Raw genomic sequence first — 19,641 nt, 5'->3', positions numbered from 1 at the left:
TCAATTCGTCCCGATCCAACCCCGCCATTAGTCGACCTTGCCCATCCCTTCATCACCAGCCCAAGCCACTCGCTCACACGCAACGGCCGGCTGGACTTGAAATAGGTTCATAATGAGCGCCCTGTTTGATTGCCCAACTGCCCCACCATGCCCTTATTGCTCGTCGAAAACGCCTCCCTCGCCTTCGGTCACTGGCCGCTGTTGGACCATGCCAGTCTGTCGGTCGAGCCCGGCGAGCGGGTCGGTCTGATCGGCCGCAATGGCCAGGGCAAATCATCGCTATTAAAGGCAGTGGCCGGCGTCACCAAGCTGGACGACGGCGACATCCGCATCTCGCAGGAAGCACGCGTGGCCTACGTGGCCCAGGAACCCGAATTCCCGCTCGATGCCACCGTGTTCGAAGCCGTTGCCGAGGGTTTGGGCACGCTCAAGCAAGTGCTCACGGATTACCACGCCGTCGCCGCCACGCAGGATGGCTCGGAAGAGGCGCTGGCCAAGCTGATGGAGCTGCAGCACGAGCTGGAAATCCGCGATGGCTGGCGTTTCGATGCGCTGATCGCCACCACCCTCTCCCACCTTGGCCTGCCCGCCGAAACCAGGATCGCCGAACTCTCCGGCGGCTGGAAAAAGCGCGTGGCGCTGGCACGGGCACTGGTACTGGAACCACAGCTGTTGCTGCTGGACGAGCCGACCAACCATCTGGATGTCTCCGCCATCGAATGGCTGGAAAACCTGCTCAAGAACTTTGCCGGCAGCGTGCTTTTCATCACCCACGATCGGCGCTTTCTGGATAACGTCGCCACCCGCATCGTCGAGCTGGATCGCGGCCGGATGACCAGCTTCCCCGGCAACTTCAGCACCTACGAAACCCGCAAGGCCGAGCTGCTGGCGCAGGAAGAAGTCGTCAACAAGAAATTCGACAAGGTGTTGGCGCAAGAAGAAGTGTGGATTCGCAAGGGCATCGAGGCCCGCCGCACCCGCAACGAAGGCCGCGTGCGCCGGCTGGAACAACTGCGGCGCGACCGCTCGGCCCGGCGCGAGCGCGTCGGCAACGTCGGCTTCACGCTGGATACCGGCGAACGTAGCGGCAAACTGGTGGCAGAGTTCGAAGACGTCCGCAAAGCCTTCCCCGTTGCTGGCGGTGGCGAGAAAGTACTGGTCGATGCCTTCACCACCCGCATCCTGCGCGGGGACCGCATTGGCCTGATCGGCCCGAACGGCGTGGGCAAGACCACCTTCCTGAAACTGGTGCTGGGCGAGCTGGAGCCGGATATCGGCACCGTCAAACGCGGCACCAATCTGCAAGTGGCGTATTTCGACCAGTTCCGCACCCAGCTGGACGAGGAAAAAGCCATCGTCGACGTGATCGGCCAAGGCAAGGATTTCGTCGAGATCGGCGGCGTGCGCAAGCACGTGATGGGCTATCTGGAAGAGTTCCTGTTCGCCCCGGAACGCGCCCGCAGCCCTGTCAAATCGCTCTCTGGCGGCGAACGTAACCGATTGCTGCTGGCGATGCTGTTCACCAAGCCGGCCAACGTGCTGGTGCTGGATGAGCCGACCAACGATCTGGATATCGATACGCTGGAGCTGCTGGAGAACCTGCTGGCCGACTACCCCGGCACGCTGTTCCTGGTGAGCCACGACCGGGCATTCCTGGATAACGTCGTCACGCAGACCATCGCATTCGAGGGCAACGGCAAACTGATTGAAAACGCTGGCGGCTATGATGACTGGATCACGGCCAAAGCACGCATGGCCAGCCTGAAGCCGGCCGAGAAGAAAAACGAGGAAGCCGCCAAACCCACCGCCGAAAAACCGAAAAACCGCGCGACCAAGCTCAGTTTCAACGAGCAGCGCGAACTGGAACGCCTGCCGGCAGACATCGCCGCGCTGGAAGCGGAACAGGCGGATATACAACAGGCTTTGCTCGATCCGGAGCTGTATCGGCAGTCGCCGGACAAGGCGCGCGAAATGCAAGCTAGAATCGAAAGCATTGAAACCGGAATGCTGGAAAAGCTCGAACGCTGGGAAATGCTGGAAGCGAAGAGCCAGGCGGGGCGATAGAGGTTTTCTCCTCCTCGTTTACGTGAAGCGCTGCAAGGTTTTACTTCCCCCTTTTTGAAGGGGGATTGAGGGGGATTTCGACACCCGTGAATGTTGAGACGCCGCAGAAATCCCCCCTAGCCCCCCTTCAAAAAGGGGGGAAAGGCAACATAAACCGTTGCCAAAAAAGACTTTGAACAGGCTCTAAAAGCCGTTCCACATACGTTCACCACTAATAACTATACGAATCACCCAGGACCCATGCGCTGGTTCAAACGCCGCACCGCCAACACGCTGACCACGCCGCTGCAGCCACTGCGCCGCGGCCTTATTCTTCTATACGTGGTGTTGGTGTTGATTGGCGCGGTAACGCTGGGTTGGCTGACCATGCGCGATTACCAGCAAGCGCAAGAAGAAGCCGAGCGGCAGAACCTCTCGCTGGCGCGCTCGCTGGATGAACACGCCACCCGCTCGCTGATTTCGGTCGAGCAAGCCATGCAGAACATCATCGAGATGTTCCAGACCACTGGCGGCGTCGATAACGCAGACGAATACCGCAGCCACGTGCTGATGCGCGACCGGATCAGCCTCACGCCGCAAGTGCGCGGCATCATCTCTGTCGATAGCCACGGCAAGATCCAGGCGCACGGGCTGGAATACCCGACCCGCCGCGTCGATCTCTCCGACCGTGCCTATTTCAAGTTCCATCAAAACGCCCCCACCAACGCGCCGATGATCGAGCTGCCCGTGGTCAGCCGCACCGATGGCCAATGGCTGATTCCGATCACCCAGCGTATCAACAAACCGGATGGCAGTTTTGGCGGGCTGGTGCTGGCCGGTGTCGAACCCAGGTATTTCCTGCAGTTCTACGATGCGCTCAAACTCGACCCAAGCACGCGCATCCAGTTACTGCGCAGCGATGGCGTAGTGCTGCTCAACTACCCGTTCGACGCCAGCCACATGGGCCAGAACCTGCGTGACCGCGATTCGCTGGCATTCGAGCAACGCCGGCTCAAACACGCCACCACCTATGCGGAAGTCGACCCAACCAATGGCCAGCGCCGGCTGTTCGCCTTCCACGCCAGCGAAGGCGAATTGCCGCTGCTGATCCTGGTTTCCGTCAGCGAATCGGCGGTACTGGAAAAATTCTATAGCGCCCTCACCACCCGCATTTTCATTGCGGTCTTTTTGTGGCTGATCGTCAGCGTATTGCTGTACCTGCTGCTGCGGCAACTCAAGCGGGTCGAACAGATCGAAACCCGCCTGCACCTCACGCAGTTCACCGTGGATGAAGCGCCCGACCTCGTGTTGTGGGCCGATCCGCAAAGCAAGCTCGCCTACGCCAACCGCAGCGCCAGCGTGCAGACGCATTACAACCAGTCCGAGTTGCTCACCATGCGCTTCGGCGATCTCTACCCGGACTTCGAAAGCCGGCGCTGGGATGCCTTGTGGGCTCAGTTGGTCCAGCAACGGCAAACGACGGAAACCACCCACCAGCGCGACCGTAACGAGCGCCTGCAGCCGGTTGAAATCACCTTCAACCTGATCGAGTTCGAGCAAGACGCCTACGTGTGCGCCACCGTACGCGACATCAGCGAGCGCCAGAACACCGAGCGCGAGCTGCGCCGCCACCGCGATCACCTGCAAGACCTGGTGCTGGAACGCACCGCCGAAATCCGCACCGTGCTCGATGCCAGCCCGCTCGCGATCATGCTGGCGGTGCGGCAGACCATCCGCCTCGTCAATCCGGCGTTCGAAACCCTGTTCGGGCATAACTCCAGCGCCGTCATCGGCCAGCCGTCGCACATGATCTTCGCCAGCCCAGCCCGTGGCAGCGAGCTGATCGACACCATCTGGAACCGCATCGATGAAGGCGGTGTGTATCGCGGCGAGCTGGAGCTTTACCGCAAGGATCACTCCGGTTTCTGGGCCATGGTCTATGCCAAGTCGCTGGTGCCGGGCGAGCGCAGCCGCGGCATGATCTGCGTGATCGAGGAAGTGACCGCACAGCGCATCGCGGCGCAGGCGCTACGCCAGTCCGAACGACTCAAGCGCACCATCATCGACTCCACCGCCGACGGTTTCCTGCTGATCGATGCCGCGCAGCACATCGTCGACGTCAACCAGTCGCTGTGCCGGCTGCTTGGCTTCCGGCGAGAGGACATGATCGGCCAGCGCCCGCAGGCACTGTGGGGCGAAAACGCCGACAAACTGTTCCCGCAAGAGCTGTTCCAGGGCGGCGGCGTACGCAACCACGCCGGCGAAATCATCCTCACCTCGACCCTGGATGAACCGCTGCCCTTCCTGGTCAGCTCGACCTCGATCAACGACGAAAACAACCAGCTCGAATACGCCTTCGCCTTCCTCACCAATATTTCGCACCTGAAGGAAATCGAGAAGAACCTGATGGATGCCAAGGAAGCCGCCGAAGCCGCCAACCTTGCCAAGTCGTCGTTCCTGGCCAATATGTCGCACGAGCTGCGCACGCCGATGCATGCCATCCTCAGCTTCTCCGAGATGGGCTTGTCGAAAATCAGCAAGGGCGAATCGGGCATCAGCCTGAACCGCTATTTCGAGCGCATCCACTCCAGCGGCAACCGGCTGCTGGTGCTGCTGAACGACCTGCTGGACATGTCACGCCTCGAAGCCAACAAGATGCCGTACGACAAGACCCACAACTGCCTGCAACTCGTCGTGCAGCAAGCCGCCACCGAAATCGGCTCGCTGCTCGCCAGCAAGCAGCTGCGCCTGAAAACCAACGACGGCACGCCGCCGCTTTATTCGGTGTTCGACAAGGGCCGCATCACGCAGGTGGTCGTCAACCTGCTCTCCAATGCCATCAAGTTCAGTCCGGACGGCACCGACATCGACGTCGGCTACATCCCCCTCAGCCTGTTCAACGACGGCCGCCCCGCCGTCGGCCTGACCGTGCGCGACCACGGCCCCGGCGTGCCGGACGAAGAACTCGACATGATCTTCGACAAATTCATCCAGAGCACCCGCGTGCGGGCGGCGGGCGGCACCGGTCTTGGCCTGTCGATCTGCCGCCAGATCATGGAAGACCACAATGGCACGATCGAGGCCAGCAACCACCCGGACGGTGGCGCGGTGTTCACCATCATGCTGCCTGCGGAGCGGGCGCTGCATTGATATGTAGGGCGGGTTAGCAGCTTGCTGCGTAACCCGCCGTATATGGGTGGCGAGGTATATGCAGCAATCGACTAAGGTTTTTACCGTGCTAGGCAAGCCACACCAGATTCGCTCCAATGGCCAGACGCCCTACCCAAATGGCATAGTTTCACCATGAAAGCGCTACTGATCGACGATCATGCCTTGTTCCGCGACGGTGTCGCACTCCTGATCACACACGAGTTTCCGCGGTGGCAATTGCTGCAAGCCGGCAATCTGGCCCAAGCGCAGGCATGCCTCGACCAGCATCCGGACATCGCGCTGGTCTTGCTGGATCTGGGCCTGCCGGACAACGAAGGGTTGGAGGGACTGGCGCTGCTGCGCGAGCATGCACCGGCATGCGCCTACGTGGTCATGTCAGCGAAAGACACGCGCGACACCATTCTGGCCGCCATCGAACAGGGCGCAGCAGGGTTCATTCCCAAGACCTCGCAGACCGGAACCATGCTGAGCGCCTTGCGTACGGTGCTTGGTGGTCAGGTCTATCTGCCACCGCTGTTGATCGGTACAGCGCCGCCGCCGGCCGAGCCGGGCCAGTTGGCCTCCAGCCAGCTCGGCTTGTCGCCCCGGCAAGCGGACGTCTTGCGGTTGCTGATCGAAGGGCGCTCGAACAAGGAAATCTGCCGCGCGCTCGGCATTGCGGAATCCACGGTCAAAACGCACCTGGACACAATCTTCCGCAAGCTGGACGCCAATTCGCGCACGCAGGCGGTGGTGGCGGCAGCGCGAATGGGGTTGCGGCTCGATCCGCCGCAGGATCAGGTTGCTTAAACCGTAGCCCGGACAGCTTGCCGGCCGGGGACTCACGTTCACCGTACACCCCGGCCGGTAAAACCGTCCGGGCTACGACGCTGCCAGCGTCACGCTCACCTCACTCAACCACCCCCGCAACGCCGCCGGGCTGACTGGTTTGTGCATCACCGGCAAGTTGCTATCCGCGATATTCCTCAGCTGCGCGGCCGTGACATCGCCGGTCACCAGCAGCGCCGGAATTTCCCTGCCAAACGCCGCATGCAACCGGCCAATCAACTCGACTCCGGTCTCCGTCGCAAACCGGTAATCGCACAGGATCGCATCCGGAATCCGCCGGGCTTGCTCAAGCTGCGCAAACGCATCCGCGCCATCTCGCGCCACCACGATATCTTCGCAGCCCCACGCCAGCAGCAGGCCCTCCAAGGCGAAACGGATTGGCTGTTCGTCGTCGATCACCAGCACCGACAAACCCTGGATGCTGGATGTGCTGGCAGAAGGTTGTACCAAGGTTGCCAATGCCGGTGCCGTACGCCGCGGCAGCACCAGCCGGAACACCGACCCCCGCCCCGGCCGCGATGCGACTTCGATCTGGTGGCCGAGCAAGACCGCCGTGCGGCGGACAATCGACAAGCCCAGGCCCAGCCCTTTGCTGCGATCCCGCTCCGGGTTGTGCAGCTGGACGAATTCCTGGAACACCTCATCCAGTCGGTCTGGCGGAATGCCGATGCCGGTATCCCAGACTTCAATCACGATCGAATCGCCCCGCCGGCGCGTATTCACCAGCACACCACCAGAACGGGTATAGCGCAGCGCGTTGCTGACGAGGTTATCCAGCATGCGGGTCAGCATGGTGAGATCGCTCTCCACCCAGTGCTGATGCCCGCGCACGCGCAAGGCCAAGCCATTGGCCGCCGCGAGCGGGGTGAAATCGCGCTCGATCCGCCCGAGGATATCGGCCAGCTGCAGCGTCTCCATGCGCGGGTGCTCGACCCCCGCATCCAGCCGGGACAGATCAAGAATCGCATTCAGCAGTGATTCCATCGCCTCGGCCGACTGGCTAATGCTGCTGACGACGGCCTTGGCCCCGCCATCGAGCGGGCGCTCGCCCAGCAAGCCGACCAGCAGACTCAGTGCATGCAAGGGTTGGCGCAAGTCGTGGCTGGCGGATGCCAGAAAGCGCGTCTTGGCCATATTGGCCTGCTCCAGTGCGCGGGTTTTGGCAGTCAGTTCCTCGACCAGTTGAGCGTTCTCGAAACCCAGTTCGATCGCTCGCACAAAACCGCGATGGAACGCCCGCCCGTAGCCGATCAGCGTCCACATCAGGATGGCGAAACCGGCCGAGATACTCCAATCGATGGTGCCGCCACGCATAGCGTAGATGACGGCCAGCGTGCCCATGCCGGCCACTTGATAGCCGTACAGCACGGGCAGGTGGTGGGCGTTGAACACGCTGCCAGCGGTGAAGACCACGCACAGCGCGAGCACCAGAAAGGCTTCGTAGGTGAAGTCACTGGACGTCGCCAACAGCACACAACTGGCCCAGGCCAGGCCCAGCACGACCGCCAGCCAGGCATAGGCATTCAAAAACTGCGTATCGCTCAGTTGCCGCAGCAAGCGCGGGAAAACCAGTTGCAGGCACAACAACGGCACCATGCCGCAAACCCACAGCAAAAGGCCGGCATGCGCGACATGCGCCCATTCGGCAAAGGTGATCACCGCCACCGCGCCAAATGATCCCAACACATCCGCCAGCGTGCCTTCGCTGAGCAAGCGGCGTTTTTCACCGGTAACGAGTACGCCCAGCGCGTCCTGTTCGAATGACTTCATCGTGGCTTCACCGCAGTTTTTTGCATGGCAGACAGATTCGCCGCCATCGATTGGCGTGGCATTGGCATATGAAAGATTGAAGACAGCCACTTAATGCCATAAGCATTATCGTCAATCCCCGCGCCGAGTTCCAATCCGGCAGGCCGGTCGATCACAAATCCCTTCTCCATTTGGTCGAAAGTGACTGCGCTGGTACGGGTCGATGCCTCGTCATCTGCGGTTTCACAGTAAGTTTTCCGGCGAACAAGCATCGCTGCGATGGACGCACCAACCCCGGCCGGTAAAACCGTCCGGGCTACAGGACGGTTTCTCTCCGGCCCATCAAGCCGCCTCAGCACTCACCCGAAACTTGCCGGTCAACCCGCCCAGCAGCCCGATGGTATGGCGCGTCTGGTCCACGCTGATCGACAAGCCCTGCTGGGTGCTTTGCATCGAACTGGCCACGGTGCCGATCACACTGGTGTCGTCCGCATACACGCGGCCGGATTCGGTCAGCTGCTCGATGGTGGTCAGGAGGGTATGCACGATCCGCTGCACCTCGACATTCTCGCCGGCCGAGGCTTCTGCCAGTTTCAAGCCCTCCTCCAGATGCTGCATGCTGGACTGCATGGTGGTCACTGCCTCGCCGGCCTGACCTTGCACTCGCTGGATCATGGCTTCGATTTCATGCGTCGACTGACTGGTGCGCTCGGCCAGTTTGCGCACTTCATCCGCCACCACGGCGAAGCCACGCCCGGTTTCTCCGGCTCGGGCGGCCTCGATGGCGGCGTTGAGCGCGAGCAGATTGGTCTGCTTGGCGATCTCCCGAATCAAACCCACCACCTGACCGATCTCACGTGTGCTCTGCCCCAGCTGCTCGATGGTCAGCGCCGACTGCCCAACCGTCTCGCGAATGGTCAGCGTTCGCTCGCTCACGGCGGCAAGTTGGCGGCGGGCAGCCAGCTGCTGCTCGGCCATCGCCGCCTCCATGCCACCCGCGTTCTGGCTAGCGTGGTCAAGCGCGGCCAGTTGCTGCTCGATGCCTTCGCGCGTGCGCTCAACCGTGCTGAACACCTGGCTGCTCGCCACCACGGTGGCGTCGTTGTGCTCGGCCATGGCCCGATTGTGGCGCTCCAGCACGTGGCTGACATGGATCACCTGGCTGAGCGTGGTATCGAGGTGATCGATCAGACTGTTCACCCACTGCGCCATCACGCCGGTTTCATCCGATTTGAGTTGAGTGCGGTCGATACGCAGCGTGAGGTTGCCATCGCCCTCGGCGATATTGCGCACCATGCCGGACATCCCCCGCAGGCGTAGCGCCAAGGGGCGGGTGAACAGCTGGCGGAAGGACAACGCGCCGCACAGCAGCAACAGCCCATGCACCAGCCCCATCAGCCAGACTGGCGGTGCCAACAACATCTGTACACCCCAGCCCACGCCACCGAGCAGCACTTGCACCGCCAGGAAACCCGCCATCAACTGGAAGCTGACCGAACGGTAGCGATACACCTCCTCCAGATCGGCCTCGCACATCATCCCCCAGGTATCGGGTGAACCCGGCAGCTGAAAGGTGACGCCCTTGCCGATCACCGGAATGTGGCGGTAATCGGAATAGCCGGGATAGGTGACGAACATGTTCTGACCATTGCGAATGGTCTCGCGCACGCCGGGATGCAGCTGACCGGTAGCCGGATCATTAAAGATCAGCTCGAACTCGGTGTGCTCTTTCACCCGCACCGTGCCAAAGGCGGTATGCACGCCATCCTTGAGGTTATCGCCACCACTGAAAGTCCGATCCTCGAACCGCGAACGCGATAGCGCCGTGCCTGGCGCTATCGACGGATCGAAGCTCGACCGCACCATGAACAGGTAGTTATCGCCCGATTCGTGAAAGATGTGCCCGGCTTCGCGCTGGATCAGATCGCCGATCACATCGTTGGGCACACGGGCGCACAGGCAGCCAAGCGTGTCGTTGCCAAGGCGGATCGGCCGCATGAACAAGAGCGTGACCGCATCATGAAAACGCGAAGAGCGCGGCCCGAGCGCCAAGGTAGCCGGATCGCGATATGGGCCATACAGGAATGGTTGCTGCAGCCCACGCGCCAGCGCATTCCGGTTCGGCCCGCCCTGCCCGGCCCGCCGTGCCGCGCTCGACACCAGCACGGCGTTGTCGGCCGACAAGATGAACAACTCGGTCACATCAGGCAATTCATCCCGCAAATCAGCCAGCAACTCCGCGTGCATGCCTTGCGGCAGGCTGGCCAAACGCCCCGCTGCGCCATCAAGGTTCTGCCACAGCTGCTCGGCCCACTGCTGCAGGATCTTGACCCGCGTGTGGGCAAAGCTGTCAAAGGTACTTTCGATGGCCGGATAGCGGTCATGGTTGAGGAAACACGCGCGGCGCATGGCCAGTTTGCCGGTGCGCCCCCACCATGGCAGCCAACTCTTTTCCCGCGCGCTCAATGCCATGCGATGGCTCGATAAATTCATGTGATCCCCTTTGCGTCTGACGTCATTCGGTCGTTACGTTTTCTTACAGACAGAGGCACGATGCGTGCCAGGAGTGGGAAGCCTGCATTGGCGGGCGCGTAGGGAGCGCAGGGGAAGGACTGAGCATGGCATTTGTCGTAAAACGATGCATAAAAACGCACCAATAAGGTGCAAAAATACCAATTTAATGGCCTTACATGCCATTTTTTGAGAAAGGCTTCAGTCACATTTTGTCTGAATCCGCCCAACCGCCCATCAAGGGATCGCTGTGACGGAACAAGCCCGCCATCCAGATCAGCCATTGCCGTGCATACTGAGCGATCCGATAACCTGACGATCGAATCGAGGCATTCATGGACCGATTGACTGGCATAGGCGTGTTTGTCGCCGCTGTCGATGAAGGCAGCTTTGCCGCCGCAGCGCGACGTTTCGGCCTATCCGCTGCGATGGCCGGCAAGTACGTCAGCGCGATCGAAGCAGAACTGAACGCGAGGCTGCTTCAGCGCACAACGCGCCGCCTTAGCCTGACCGATATTGGCCAAGGCTATTACGAGCGCTGCAAACAGATTCTCGACGCCTACGACGAAGCCAATCGCGAGGCGAGCGACTCGCAAGGCACCGCCCGTGGCGTACTGCGGATTGCCGCGCCGGTCACGTTCGGCGCAATGCATCTCGGCGAAGTCGTCGCGCGCTATCTGGAAGAACACCCGCAGGTCAACGTCGAGGTGTCACTGAGCGACCGCTACGTCGATCTGCTCGAAGCGGGCGTAGACATTGCCGTTCGGATCGGGCGTCTACGCGATTCCGGGTTGGTGGCACGCCGGCTGGCCCCGTGCCGCATGGTCATCTGCGCGTCCCCTGCATACCTTGAGCGTCACGGCACGCCGCGCAGCCCCGAAGACCTGCAGCAAGCCCAACGTCTCGCCTTCAGCGAGGCCGTGTCCGCCGGCGACTGGACGCTGGTCGATGCGCAGCAGCGAGCACACGTCATCGGTGGCCCGTGCCGGATGGCCGCGAACAATACCCAGATGCTGCTCGCTGCCGCGCTCGCCGGCGCCGGCATCGCCTATGGCCCGACCTTCGTATTCGGCGAGCAGATCGCGCGCGGCAAGCTCGTCGCCCTGCTGCCGGAGTACCACACGTCGGAGCTGGCAATCCAGGCGGTTTATCCGAGCGCGCGCCATATGCCGCTGAAAGTGCGCCACTTCCTCGACTATCTGGTGGCCGCCTTCGGCGACGAACCGCCGTGGGATCGCATTCAGCCGTAACTTGCGGTACGTGCGACGAATTCGCCAAGCCTTGCGAACCTCGGGTGGATCAACGGGTTCCGAGCGGGTTGGAGATGCGCAGTTTCCATGACCCGTCGCCGCCTCGTGCCATAACCTGCGTGGCTGTACCGCGCTCATCGATGTCTCGTCCGTCCGGCAACCGCCTGGTCAACGTCCAGTCGAGCAACACCAACGCAACGTCTTCGCTGACCAGCGAGAGCCGCACCTTGTTGTGCAGGTGAGCATCACCCGCCAATAGCGCCGAGAACTGGCGGCGCAATTCATGGATGCCGGTTGCCACGCTTTCGCCGTCCGCCATGCGCATCGTCGCGTTATCGCTGAACAAGCCGATCACGCCATCGATATCACCGGCGTTGAAATTGGCATCGAAGGCCACCGGAACCTGCTCTGGCGTAGATGGCAGGCCGACACCGTGCTCCAGTTCAGCCACGAACTGCCGGATGATCGCCGCGAGCGCGGACGGCGCTTCAAGCGGCGACAGGTGCCCCGTGCCCGGCAACACGTGCAAACGCGCACCTGCAATGCGGGGCAACAGTTCTGCCTGCAACGTTTCGACGCGCTCCACCTGATCCCGCTAGCCCGCAATCACGATGACGGGCACCTCGATGGCGGCAACGTCGCAGCTGATGTCCTCAAGCATGGCGGCATTGGGCCAGGCCGCCTTGGCTTGCGGTGCGCCGCGCAGGCTATCGGCGATCACCTGCTCGCGGCTGGCAGGTGCGAGTGCTTGTACCGTGAGTACGTTGTCCAGCACCCACTCGATGGATTCGCGTGAATCGTAGGCTTGGCTCATCGCTGCGCGCTGCTCGTCGGGAAGGACCATCGGCGAAGGCGGTGACGGCGCGACCAGCACGACGCCCTGCAGGCCGCGAGGACGGCGTGATGCGAGCAATTGCGCCACTTTCCCGCCCATCGAGTGACCAACCAAAACGTAGTGCTGCAGCTTCAGGGCTTCGATGACGCCCTGCGCGTCGTCAGCCAGATCGGCCATCGTGTAGCCCTGCTCGGGCGCGTCCGAATCGCCCCAGCCACGGTGGTCGGTAGCGATGGTTTGGTACTGGCCGGATAACTCGCTGACTACGCCGTCCCATGTGCGGGACGACCCACCCCAGTAATGAAGAAACACGAGTGCCAGTTTGCCGCTGCCCTGCGCCTTGACGTGAATCCTGATGCCGTTCGATTTGATTTCCATGGCGATGCTCCTCGCGAATGCCGACGATGATGGGGAGTCGAGTCGATTGGGCTCGAACCGTCGAAAGCATCTTGGATTACGCCGCTCTGTTTGATAATTGCCGCCTCATGATCAGCAGTCGATCATGCAGAGATCGAATATCGGTTGGTCATTCCGAATGGTTGTAGGCGCAGGCAAAAAAAATCCCGGACGGGATGTCCGGGATTTTTCATATCGAGAGCAAGAACAACACTTCGCGCTTTATTAGGCCGCAATGCGCAGCAGCGACCAGGATATCGGGCAATTCACGGGATCAATTCCGTGAATCGCCCGCCCCTTATTCCTGCGTTCAGTGCACCACCACCGATGTCGGATGCGTGTAGTAGTTGATCAGCTTGTTCGCCAACCAGCCATGGTCATCCGGGTTGCTGAAGTTCTTGATCACGTTGGTGGTGTTGCCACCGCCCCACAGGATTGCAAACACGTTGTTATTGGCGGCGAGCGTCAATTTGCCGTTATCGATGGCCCAGTTGTAATTGTTGGATTGGTTGTTGTACTCCAACAGATACTGCCGGTAATTCGAATTCGACGTTAAGCAGTTGTAGGCCGTCGCACCGCAAGCCACCGCGAAATTGCCGACAGCGGTATTGGTGTTGGTCGAGCTGGCCGTCCCCTGAATGATATTGCTCAGGGTCGAGGTCAGATTGCCATCGCCAAAGAAATACACCGGCGCGGTACTGAACACATATGAACCTGCCGTGCCGTTATACAACTCGGGCGTGGCTTCCGCGGTATTGGAAATATGCGAGCCCGGAATCTGCCACAGCATGATGGGGATATTGCTATTGGCCTGGCTGAACTGGCCGACTGCAGACAGGTAGTTATCCCACGAACGTGCGTTGTACAGGGTGGCCGATCCTGGCGAGGCGCTGTCGTCCATTTCATAGCGATCGAACAGGAAGAAATCCGGCCCGGTCGCACCGCCCATGACAATGGCTCCCGGCGCGTTGGTATTCAACCAATTGGAAACCGGGGTCGAGAACGTCGACGCAATCTGCGCGCTGGTCAGGTTCTGATGCAGCCAGAAACCGGAGCCGATCGCCCACATATTGTCCTGCCAGCCAAAGGTCACGGTGCCCTTCGGTGCCAGTGCGCGGATCAGCCAGTTGTTGGCCTGCACCCAGCCCGCAAACCCAGCCGGGAAGGTCGGCACCACATAGGTGGCCTGATCGTAGGTCGGGCTGCTCACGCAGGCATTGAACCACGCCCCAACTTGGCTGCTGGTTGTTGTGCCGCCAATCGTGTTGTTGAGATTCGAATTCCAGAACGGGTCGTTCTGACCATCGAAGCTCCACTCCGGATAACCATCCACCAGCATGTTCTTAAGAATCTGCACCGGATTGCCGGTATAGGTCTTGCCGATGTAGGTCGCATGCCCCAAGCCGTTCGGATCGGAGGTATTGGTGTAGCTGCGTGACGTCGTCATCAGGCACAGTGCTTGCGCGACTGCCTTGTTGGTCGCGCCGGCCGGCAAGGCCGCATTCACCGAGCTGATATAGCCATTCTGCTGAATTGCGCCCAGTAGATCCGGGTTCATCAACAGCGAGCCGTAGTAGCTCTTGCCGCCGTAGGTCACCGGGTAGCTGGCCAGCATGAGGGCATCCGCAGCCAGACCGGCCAGGTGGCGGCCCATCATGTAGGTGGCGGTCGGTTGCGAGGTGCTTGCGCCAGCGGTGGTATTGGTGAAGTCATCGAAGTTCTGACCGCCGCTCATCTGCGCGGTGTATTCCACGATCGCCACCCGTGTTGCGTGGCTATTGATCGCGCTGAGCGTATTGAAGTCATTGGTCATGCGGTAAGCGTTGGTCGGGGGGTCGATGACACCCGGATCGCCATTGCCATTCACGCCCGCGTATTTGAAGACGACATCGACCGGCTTGCTGCCAAAGTCATCATTGCCGCCGGTGGAAGTCGCGGTCGGCGCAGTGATGTTCGGGCCACCCACCGCGCCCATGGCGATATACGACGGCCAGCCGGATACAGAACCGCCCGATGCGACCGGAGTCGGGGTCGGGGTTGGCGTGGCTGTAGGTGCTGGCGTGGCTGTTGGCGTCGGCGTTGCGGTCGGCTTTGGTGTCGGGGTTGGCGTAGCCGTCGGCTTGGGCGTTGGGGTTGGTGTAGCTGTCGGCTTGGGTGTCGCAACCGGAGTGGGTGCCGGCGTCGGGGTCGCCGTCGGTTTCGGTGTTGCAACCGGCGTCGGTGTCGGCGTGGCAGTTGGGGCCGGTGTCGGAGTGGGAGTGCCGCCAGTGGCCACGCCCAAGTCTTTCCACAGGGCGGTGGTCGTCGGGTTCCAGCCGGTGCTGGTGTAGTCGGTCTGGTTCACCAGCGCCTGATAGTTGTGGCCCTGGTAGGACACGATGGTGCCAGCGGTGTAATACACATCGGCTTGCCAAGCCGGATAAGCGGCATAGGCGACCGCCGCGCTCAACATCACAGCCATCAGGCCGGTGGCCTGAAGATGAAAACGATTCATGGGCTCTACTCCTCCAGATTGCTTTGGTTTTTTTGTATTGACTGCGTACTGCAAAAAACCGGCCGCACTATCGTACGACCGGTTCGAATGGCTACTCAGGTTTTAGGCGACTTATTAAATTGCAACTTATGGCCGCGTCTTATAGGTGCGCGGTAGGCGGAACGGCTGCCAACCCGAAACGGGTCGGATACGACATAAAACGACGGCTCTCCATCTTCTTTGACGTAACTGGCGTTATTCCCACCATCCAATTGGTATTGACCGGACTCCATGCAGTAGTCAACATGGAGAAAGCTTATGGATGCCTTCCCGGATATCTGATCGATCACAAATGCAGTTGCAACTGCAATGGCGGCTATTACTGCGCGCACTCGGATAAGACGTCAAGACACATGACCCTACCGTTTGTCTGCCATTCAATTCAATTCATAGTAAGCAAACAAGAAAGCTACGTAGCGAACCAGATTTGTGCTGTTGCACCACAACAAGGCATGCGTCAATCACGCTTTAATGCCAATTTAATTGGCGATGCACCATATTGCATAGCAGCATTAATGAATGCTGTTGTATGTCTACACACGGGGTTTATGTAGTTTTTATGAAAAAACTACACAAATATTTTCATGGGTTTACTGATTTTCAGGCAGATATGCATTGCCGCACCGTGCATTGCCAAAGGCCCGCCTTACAAAAATTTCGCATTTAAGTCACGACGGTTTGTAAATACGACTTCCCTGGCAGCCGCGATAAATGGGCTTGCCCCCAGCGCGGAAACTGACGAGATATGCGTCGCAACTGGTATCAACGCAGCGATGGTTTTGCAGCGCTGAACCAGACCGAAATCAGGCACCGCACAGCCAATCCAGCGCTATCCGGCTCAAACCGCCACCCGCGCCGCCACCCACCCTGCCACCTGTGTCGCCGGCATCGGCCTGGCAATACCGTAGCCCTGCGCGATATCGCAACCGGCATCGCGCAGCCAATCCAGCTCGGCATTGGTTTCTGCGCCTTCGGCCACGACCTTGAGGCCCAGTGCATGACCGAGGCCGATGGTGGAGCGGACGATGGCGGCATCCTTGGGCGAGGTGGTCAGGTGCGTGACGAAGATCTGGTCGATTTTCAGCTCATGCACCGGCAGGTTCTTCAAATAGGCCAGCGAGGCTTGCCCGGCGCCATAGTCGTCGATCGAGAGTTTGAAGCCGGAATCGGCCAGATCGTCGAGATGGGCCAGCGCCAGGGCCGGGTCTTCCATCAGCGCGCTTTCGGTGATTTCCAGGCACAGGCTTTCGGGCGGCAGCCGGTGGGCGCGAACAAGATGCTGCACTTGCCCGACCAGCACCGGGCTGAGCAGATCGAGTGCGGAGAGATTCACCGACGGCGACAGGATCAGCCCGGCGTGTCGCCACGCGGCAGCTTGCCCGGCCACCCGGTTGAGCAGCCACGGCGTGATTTCGCGGATGAAGCCGGTCTGCTCGGCAAAGGGGATGAACATGCCCGGCGGCACCATGCCACGGGTGGGGTGCTGCCAGCGCAGCAGGGCCTCGGCGCCGATGATCTGGTGGCTCGCCAGATCCAGCTTGGGCTGGTAATAGATGACGAATTCATCGCGGGCGAGTGCATCGCGCATTTCGCCGATCAGCGACAGTTGCTCGTGCGGCGGATCGTGCTCGACCGCTTCGGACAACATCACGCCAACCTGCTTTTTCTTCGCCGCATACATTGCCAGCTCGGCCCGGCGCAACAAGGTGCTGACGTCGTTGCCATCGCGTGGATAGAACGACAAACCGAAGCTGCCACCCACATCCAGCCGCTGCCCATCGATCAGGATCGGCACGCGCAATCCGGCGAGCAGGCGTTCGGCCAGCGCAGACCCCACGCGCTCGTCCGCCTCTGGAATCAACAGCGCAAATTCGTCGCCCCACAGGCGGGCCAGCAGTACGCCAGGCGGCACGATGCGGGCCAGGCGGGCGGCGACTTCGGTCAGTAGCCGATCGCCGACCGGGTGACCAAGGGCATCGTTGATGAGCGCAAAGCGGTCGAGATCGAGCACCGCCATCGCGCCATGCTGGCTGGACCTGGCATCGAACTCCTGCAGCAGGCGGGTGCGGTTCGGCAGCCCGGTCAGCGCGTCTTCATAGGCCAGCTTGAGGATTTTCTGTTCACGCGCGGCAATGCCTTCGCGCATCTGGTCAAAACTGCGGGCCAGCTGGCCGATCTCGTCCGGCGGCAGATCGCGTACGGGCTGCGCGTAGTCACCGGCCGCGATCCGGCGGGCTTCCATCGCCAGCGTGTTGACCGGGCCGGCAATATGCCGGGCGAGCAGATAGCTGCCGATGCAGAACAACACCATGCCGCCCAATACGATGGTCACCAGAGCGATCAGCAGCGCGTTGAATGGGGCCTGGACTTGCTCTTGCGCCCGCTGCAAGACCACGACGAGATTGCGTTCGATCGGCAAAGACAAGGTGCGGTAGTGCGCATCACCAAGCTGCAGGGTCAAGGCTTCGCCATCCAGCACGCGCCCACCTGCGCCTCGGTCGGACTCCAGCGCCGTGCGCTGATCCGACGCCAGCGACGATGCCAAGACCTGTGTCGCTTCGTTGCTCACCGCCATCACGCTCACGGCCAAACCCGTCGTCACGGCCAGATCGTGCGCCCAGATATCGTCGACCGGGAAACCCATCGCCACCCAGGCAATCTGCCGGGGCGCAAGAATGGGGACGATGACGATCTGGTAGAGCTTGCCGTCGGCCAGTTTGCGGAATCCGGCCCGTTTACCGTGCTCGATCGCTTGTTGCAGCAGCTCGGGGAATGGCTGCTCACCCTCGCGGGTGCCGGCAATCGCCCGGCCATCGAGCCCGATTGCCAGCATCACCTTGGCGCCGATGCGCGAGCCGTGGTTTTGCAGTACCGAGGCGATGGTGGCCTTGTCTTGCGTGGCGATGGCTTCGCGGAAGCCGAAATCGGCGGACAACACCGCTGCCGTGGTTTCCAGCTGCGTGCGTTTCTGCTCGACCAGTTGCTGGAAAATCCGCGCGCCGGCATCCAGCTCGCGTTGCATCTGCGCGGCGACGATGCTCTGGCTGCGATTGGCGACCAAAGCCAATACCAATGCCATCACCAAGGTGAGCAGGCCGATGAAGACGACCACGATGCGGCGCTGCAGGGACCGAAACACCATGGATGACCTCGGGGGCTGGTCTCGACGAAAACTCAGTAACTATCGCGATCTGCACCAAGCGGCGGCTTGGGTTTGACGATGCGCGGCGCGATATCGAGCGTCAGGTTGGCCTCGCTGCTCTTGCTGCTGATCTCGAATTCGCCCGTTGCTTGTTCTTTCTTCTGTCGCGGGTGCCAGACACGCAGCCGGTACTTGCCGGGCGGCACGGCATCGATCCGGGCGCGGCCGGTGGCATCGGTCTTGGCGAAGTAGGGGCTATCGACCACCAGCACATAGGCTTCCATCCAGTCGTGGATATTGCAGCCCAGCACGACTTCGCCCGGCTTATCGAACAGGATCGGTTTGGCCGGTTTATCCGCGCCATAGAGTTTGACTTCGAAGACCTTGGGCGGTGAGAACGAATAGATGTGGTGCTTGAACGGATCGCGATTGGGGAAATCGATGTCGGAGCCGGTCTGCACGATGGTGAGGTAGGGCTTGAACTCGCGGTCTTTCTGCTCGATCACCGCCTGCTTGTGTTTGGGCGGCACGGTGCCGGACAAAGGCTCCAGCACGACCGCCGCATCTTCGACCGCGAAGCCGGCGGGGCTCGTCACCCGTGCGATCAGCCCGCCGCCCTGCGCCGGCCGCGCCATGACCACACCGGCGCTCGCGACCACCAGCAACCACGCTGCCAACCAGCTCGCCCGCCCGTCCCCGCACCAGCGATCTGTCATTCGTCCACCTTGAGCGATGGCGCGATCTGCCAGATTTCCGTGGTCAAGACCCCTTCGCGATAAACGAACAGATGCCAGACCTTGGTCGGCGTTTTGCCGCCGTATTCGGCCTTGGCTTCGAGCGAGACCCCTTTCGGGTTGCCGTAGACTTCAATTTCACCGGTCTTGGCCGGGCGCGGCTTGCCATCGTTGGCGGCGATGAATTTCTGCCAGACAGCACGGATTTCGGCCTTGCCGCGATAGCGCCCTTCCAGCCCGCCGCCCACCCAATCCATATACGCATCGTCGGCATAATCACGCATCAATGCATCCAGATCGCCGGCCGCAATCGCCTTGAGATGCGCCTTGCCCTTGGCTTCGTCCATCGGGCCCGCCGTGGCCTGCCCGGCAATCAGCAACAGCGCGCACAACATGGTTTTGAATGCAGTTTTCATGTGATCACCCTTCCACGATTTCGAGAACAATCT

General features: G+C 61.2%; 12 protein-coding genes. 4 read left to right on the top strand and 8 right to left on the bottom strand.

Annotated features, from left to right (window positions below; translation table 11 throughout):
- Positions 1 to 147 precede the first annotated feature (147 nt).
- The 3 genes from BR41_RS06405 to BR41_RS06395 all read left to right on the top strand — a co-directional run bounded on the left by BR41_RS06405 (position 148) and on the right by BR41_RS06395 (position 6,003).
- Positions 148 to 2,064 carry an ATP-binding cassette domain-containing protein gene (locus tag BR41_RS06405; protein ID WP_035054204.1) on the top strand — a complete coding sequence of 639 codons (1,917 nt, stop codon included), beginning with the start codon at positions 148 to 150 and terminating at the stop codon, positions 2,062 to 2,064.
- Positions 2,065 to 2,304: 240 nt separating this feature from the next.
- Positions 2,305 to 5,193 (top strand): PAS domain S-box protein, encoded by a 2,889-nt coding sequence (locus BR41_RS22750; RefSeq protein WP_051710355.1) that lies wholly within the window; start codon positions 2,305 to 2,307, stop codon positions 5,191 to 5,193.
- A gap of 153 nt (positions 5,194 to 5,346) precedes the next feature.
- Positions 5,347 to 6,003 (top strand): LuxR C-terminal-related transcriptional regulator, encoded by a 657-nt coding sequence (locus BR41_RS06395; protein WP_035054202.1) that lies wholly within the window; start codon positions 5,347 to 5,349, stop codon positions 6,001 to 6,003.
- A gap of 72 nt (positions 6,004 to 6,075) precedes the next feature.
- Here the strand turns inward: BR41_RS06395 and BR41_RS06390 are convergent, their stop codons facing one another.
- Positions 6,076 to 7,812 (bottom strand): ATP-binding response regulator, encoded by a 1,737-nt coding sequence (locus BR41_RS06390; protein WP_156970579.1) that lies wholly within the window; start codon positions 7,810 to 7,812, stop codon positions 6,076 to 6,078.
- Positions 7,813 to 8,133: 321 nt separating this feature from the next.
- Positions 8,134 to 10,284: a methyl-accepting chemotaxis protein gene (locus BR41_RS06385; protein ID WP_035054199.1), complete on the bottom strand. Its 2,151-nt coding sequence runs from the start codon at positions 10,282 to 10,284 to the stop codon at positions 8,134 to 8,136.
- A 353-nt stretch (positions 10,285 to 10,637) separates the two neighbouring features.
- On the opposite strand from BR41_RS06385, the gene BR41_RS06380 reads away from it, so the two are divergent.
- Positions 10,638 to 11,552, top strand: coding sequence for a LysR family transcriptional regulator (locus BR41_RS06380; protein ID WP_035054196.1), 915 nt, complete (start codon positions 10,638 to 10,640; stop codon positions 11,550 to 11,552).
- Positions 11,553 to 11,601: 49 nt separating this feature from the next.
- On the opposite strand, the gene BR41_RS25085 is transcribed toward BR41_RS06380, so the two are convergent.
- The 6 genes from BR41_RS25085 to BR41_RS06350 all read right to left on the bottom strand — a co-directional run bounded on the left by BR41_RS25085 (position 11,602) and on the right by BR41_RS06350 (position 19,608).
- Positions 11,602 to 12,105 (bottom strand): nuclear transport factor 2 family protein, encoded by a 504-nt coding sequence (locus BR41_RS25085; RefSeq protein ID WP_245615815.1) that lies wholly within the window; start codon positions 12,103 to 12,105, stop codon positions 11,602 to 11,604.
- 42 nt (positions 12,106 to 12,147) lie between these two features.
- Positions 12,148 to 12,765, bottom strand: a complete 618-nt coding sequence (locus tag BR41_RS24825; RefSeq protein WP_245615814.1) for an alpha/beta fold hydrolase — start codon at positions 12,763 to 12,765, stop codon at positions 12,148 to 12,150.
- Positions 12,766 to 13,093: 328 nt separating this feature from the next.
- A complete protein-coding gene (locus BR41_RS24820; RefSeq protein ID WP_156970578.1) occupies positions 13,094 to 15,277 on the bottom strand; it encodes a carbohydrate-binding protein in 2,184 nt (727 codons plus the stop codon).
- An 877-nt stretch (positions 15,278 to 16,154) separates the two neighbouring features.
- Positions 16,155 to 18,458: a putative bifunctional diguanylate cyclase/phosphodiesterase gene (locus tag BR41_RS06360; protein WP_051710350.1), complete on the bottom strand. Its 2,304-nt coding sequence runs from the start codon at positions 18,456 to 18,458 to the stop codon at positions 16,155 to 16,157.
- A 32-nt stretch (positions 18,459 to 18,490) separates the two neighbouring features.
- Entirely contained in the window at positions 18,491 to 19,174 is a 684-nt protein-coding gene (locus BR41_RS06355) for a methylamine utilization protein (protein ID WP_156970577.1), read from the bottom strand.
- Entirely contained in the window at positions 19,171 to 19,608 is a 438-nt protein-coding gene (locus BR41_RS06350; protein ID WP_035054188.1) for a nuclear transport factor 2 family protein, read from the bottom strand. Before BR41_RS06350 ends, BR41_RS06355 begins: the two co-directional genes overlap by 4 nt.
- Positions 19,609 to 19,641 lie beyond the last annotated feature (33 nt).

The sequence above is a fragment of the Andreprevotia chitinilytica DSM 18519 genome (genome assembly GCF_000711875.1).
Taxonomy (GTDB): Bacteria; Pseudomonadota; Gammaproteobacteria; order Burkholderiales; family Chitinibacteraceae; genus Andreprevotia; species Andreprevotia chitinilytica.
This window is presented reverse-complemented; position numbering and strand designations above follow the sequence as displayed.

Coding starts and splice junctions, on each gene's coding strand:
- BR41_RS06405 (WP_035054204.1), top strand. CDS start 148: ATGCCCTTATTGCTCGTCGAAAACGCCTCCCTCGCCTTCGGTCACTGG.
- BR41_RS22750 (WP_051710355.1), top strand. CDS start 2,305: ATGCGCTGGTTCAAACGCCGCACCGCCAACACGCTGACCACGCCGCTG.
- BR41_RS06395 (WP_035054202.1), top strand. CDS start 5,347: ATGAAAGCGCTACTGATCGACGATCATGCCTTGTTCCGCGACGGTGTC.
- BR41_RS06390 (WP_156970579.1), bottom strand. CDS start 7,812: ATGAAGTCATTCGAACAGGACGCGCTGGGCGTACTCGTTACCGGTGAA.
- BR41_RS06385 (WP_035054199.1), bottom strand. CDS start 10,284: ATGAATTTATCGAGCCATCGCATGGCATTGAGCGCGCGGGAAAAGAGT.
- BR41_RS06380 (WP_035054196.1), top strand. CDS start 10,638: ATGGACCGATTGACTGGCATAGGCGTGTTTGTCGCCGCTGTCGATGAA.
- BR41_RS24825 (WP_245615814.1), bottom strand. CDS start 12,765: ATGGAAATCAAATCGAACGGCATCAGGATTCACGTCAAGGCGCAGGGC.
- BR41_RS24820 (WP_156970578.1), bottom strand. CDS start 15,277: ATGAATCGTTTTCATCTTCAGGCCACCGGCCTGATGGCTGTGATGTTG.
- BR41_RS06360 (WP_051710350.1), bottom strand. CDS start 18,458: ATGGTGTTTCGGTCCCTGCAGCGCCGCATCGTGGTCGTCTTCATCGGC.
- BR41_RS06355 (WP_156970577.1), bottom strand. CDS start 19,174: ATGACAGATCGCTGGTGCGGGGACGGGCGGGCGAGCTGGTTGGCAGCG.
- BR41_RS06350 (WP_035054188.1), bottom strand. CDS start 19,608: ATGAAAACTGCATTCAAAACCATGTTGTGCGCGCTGTTGCTGATTGCC.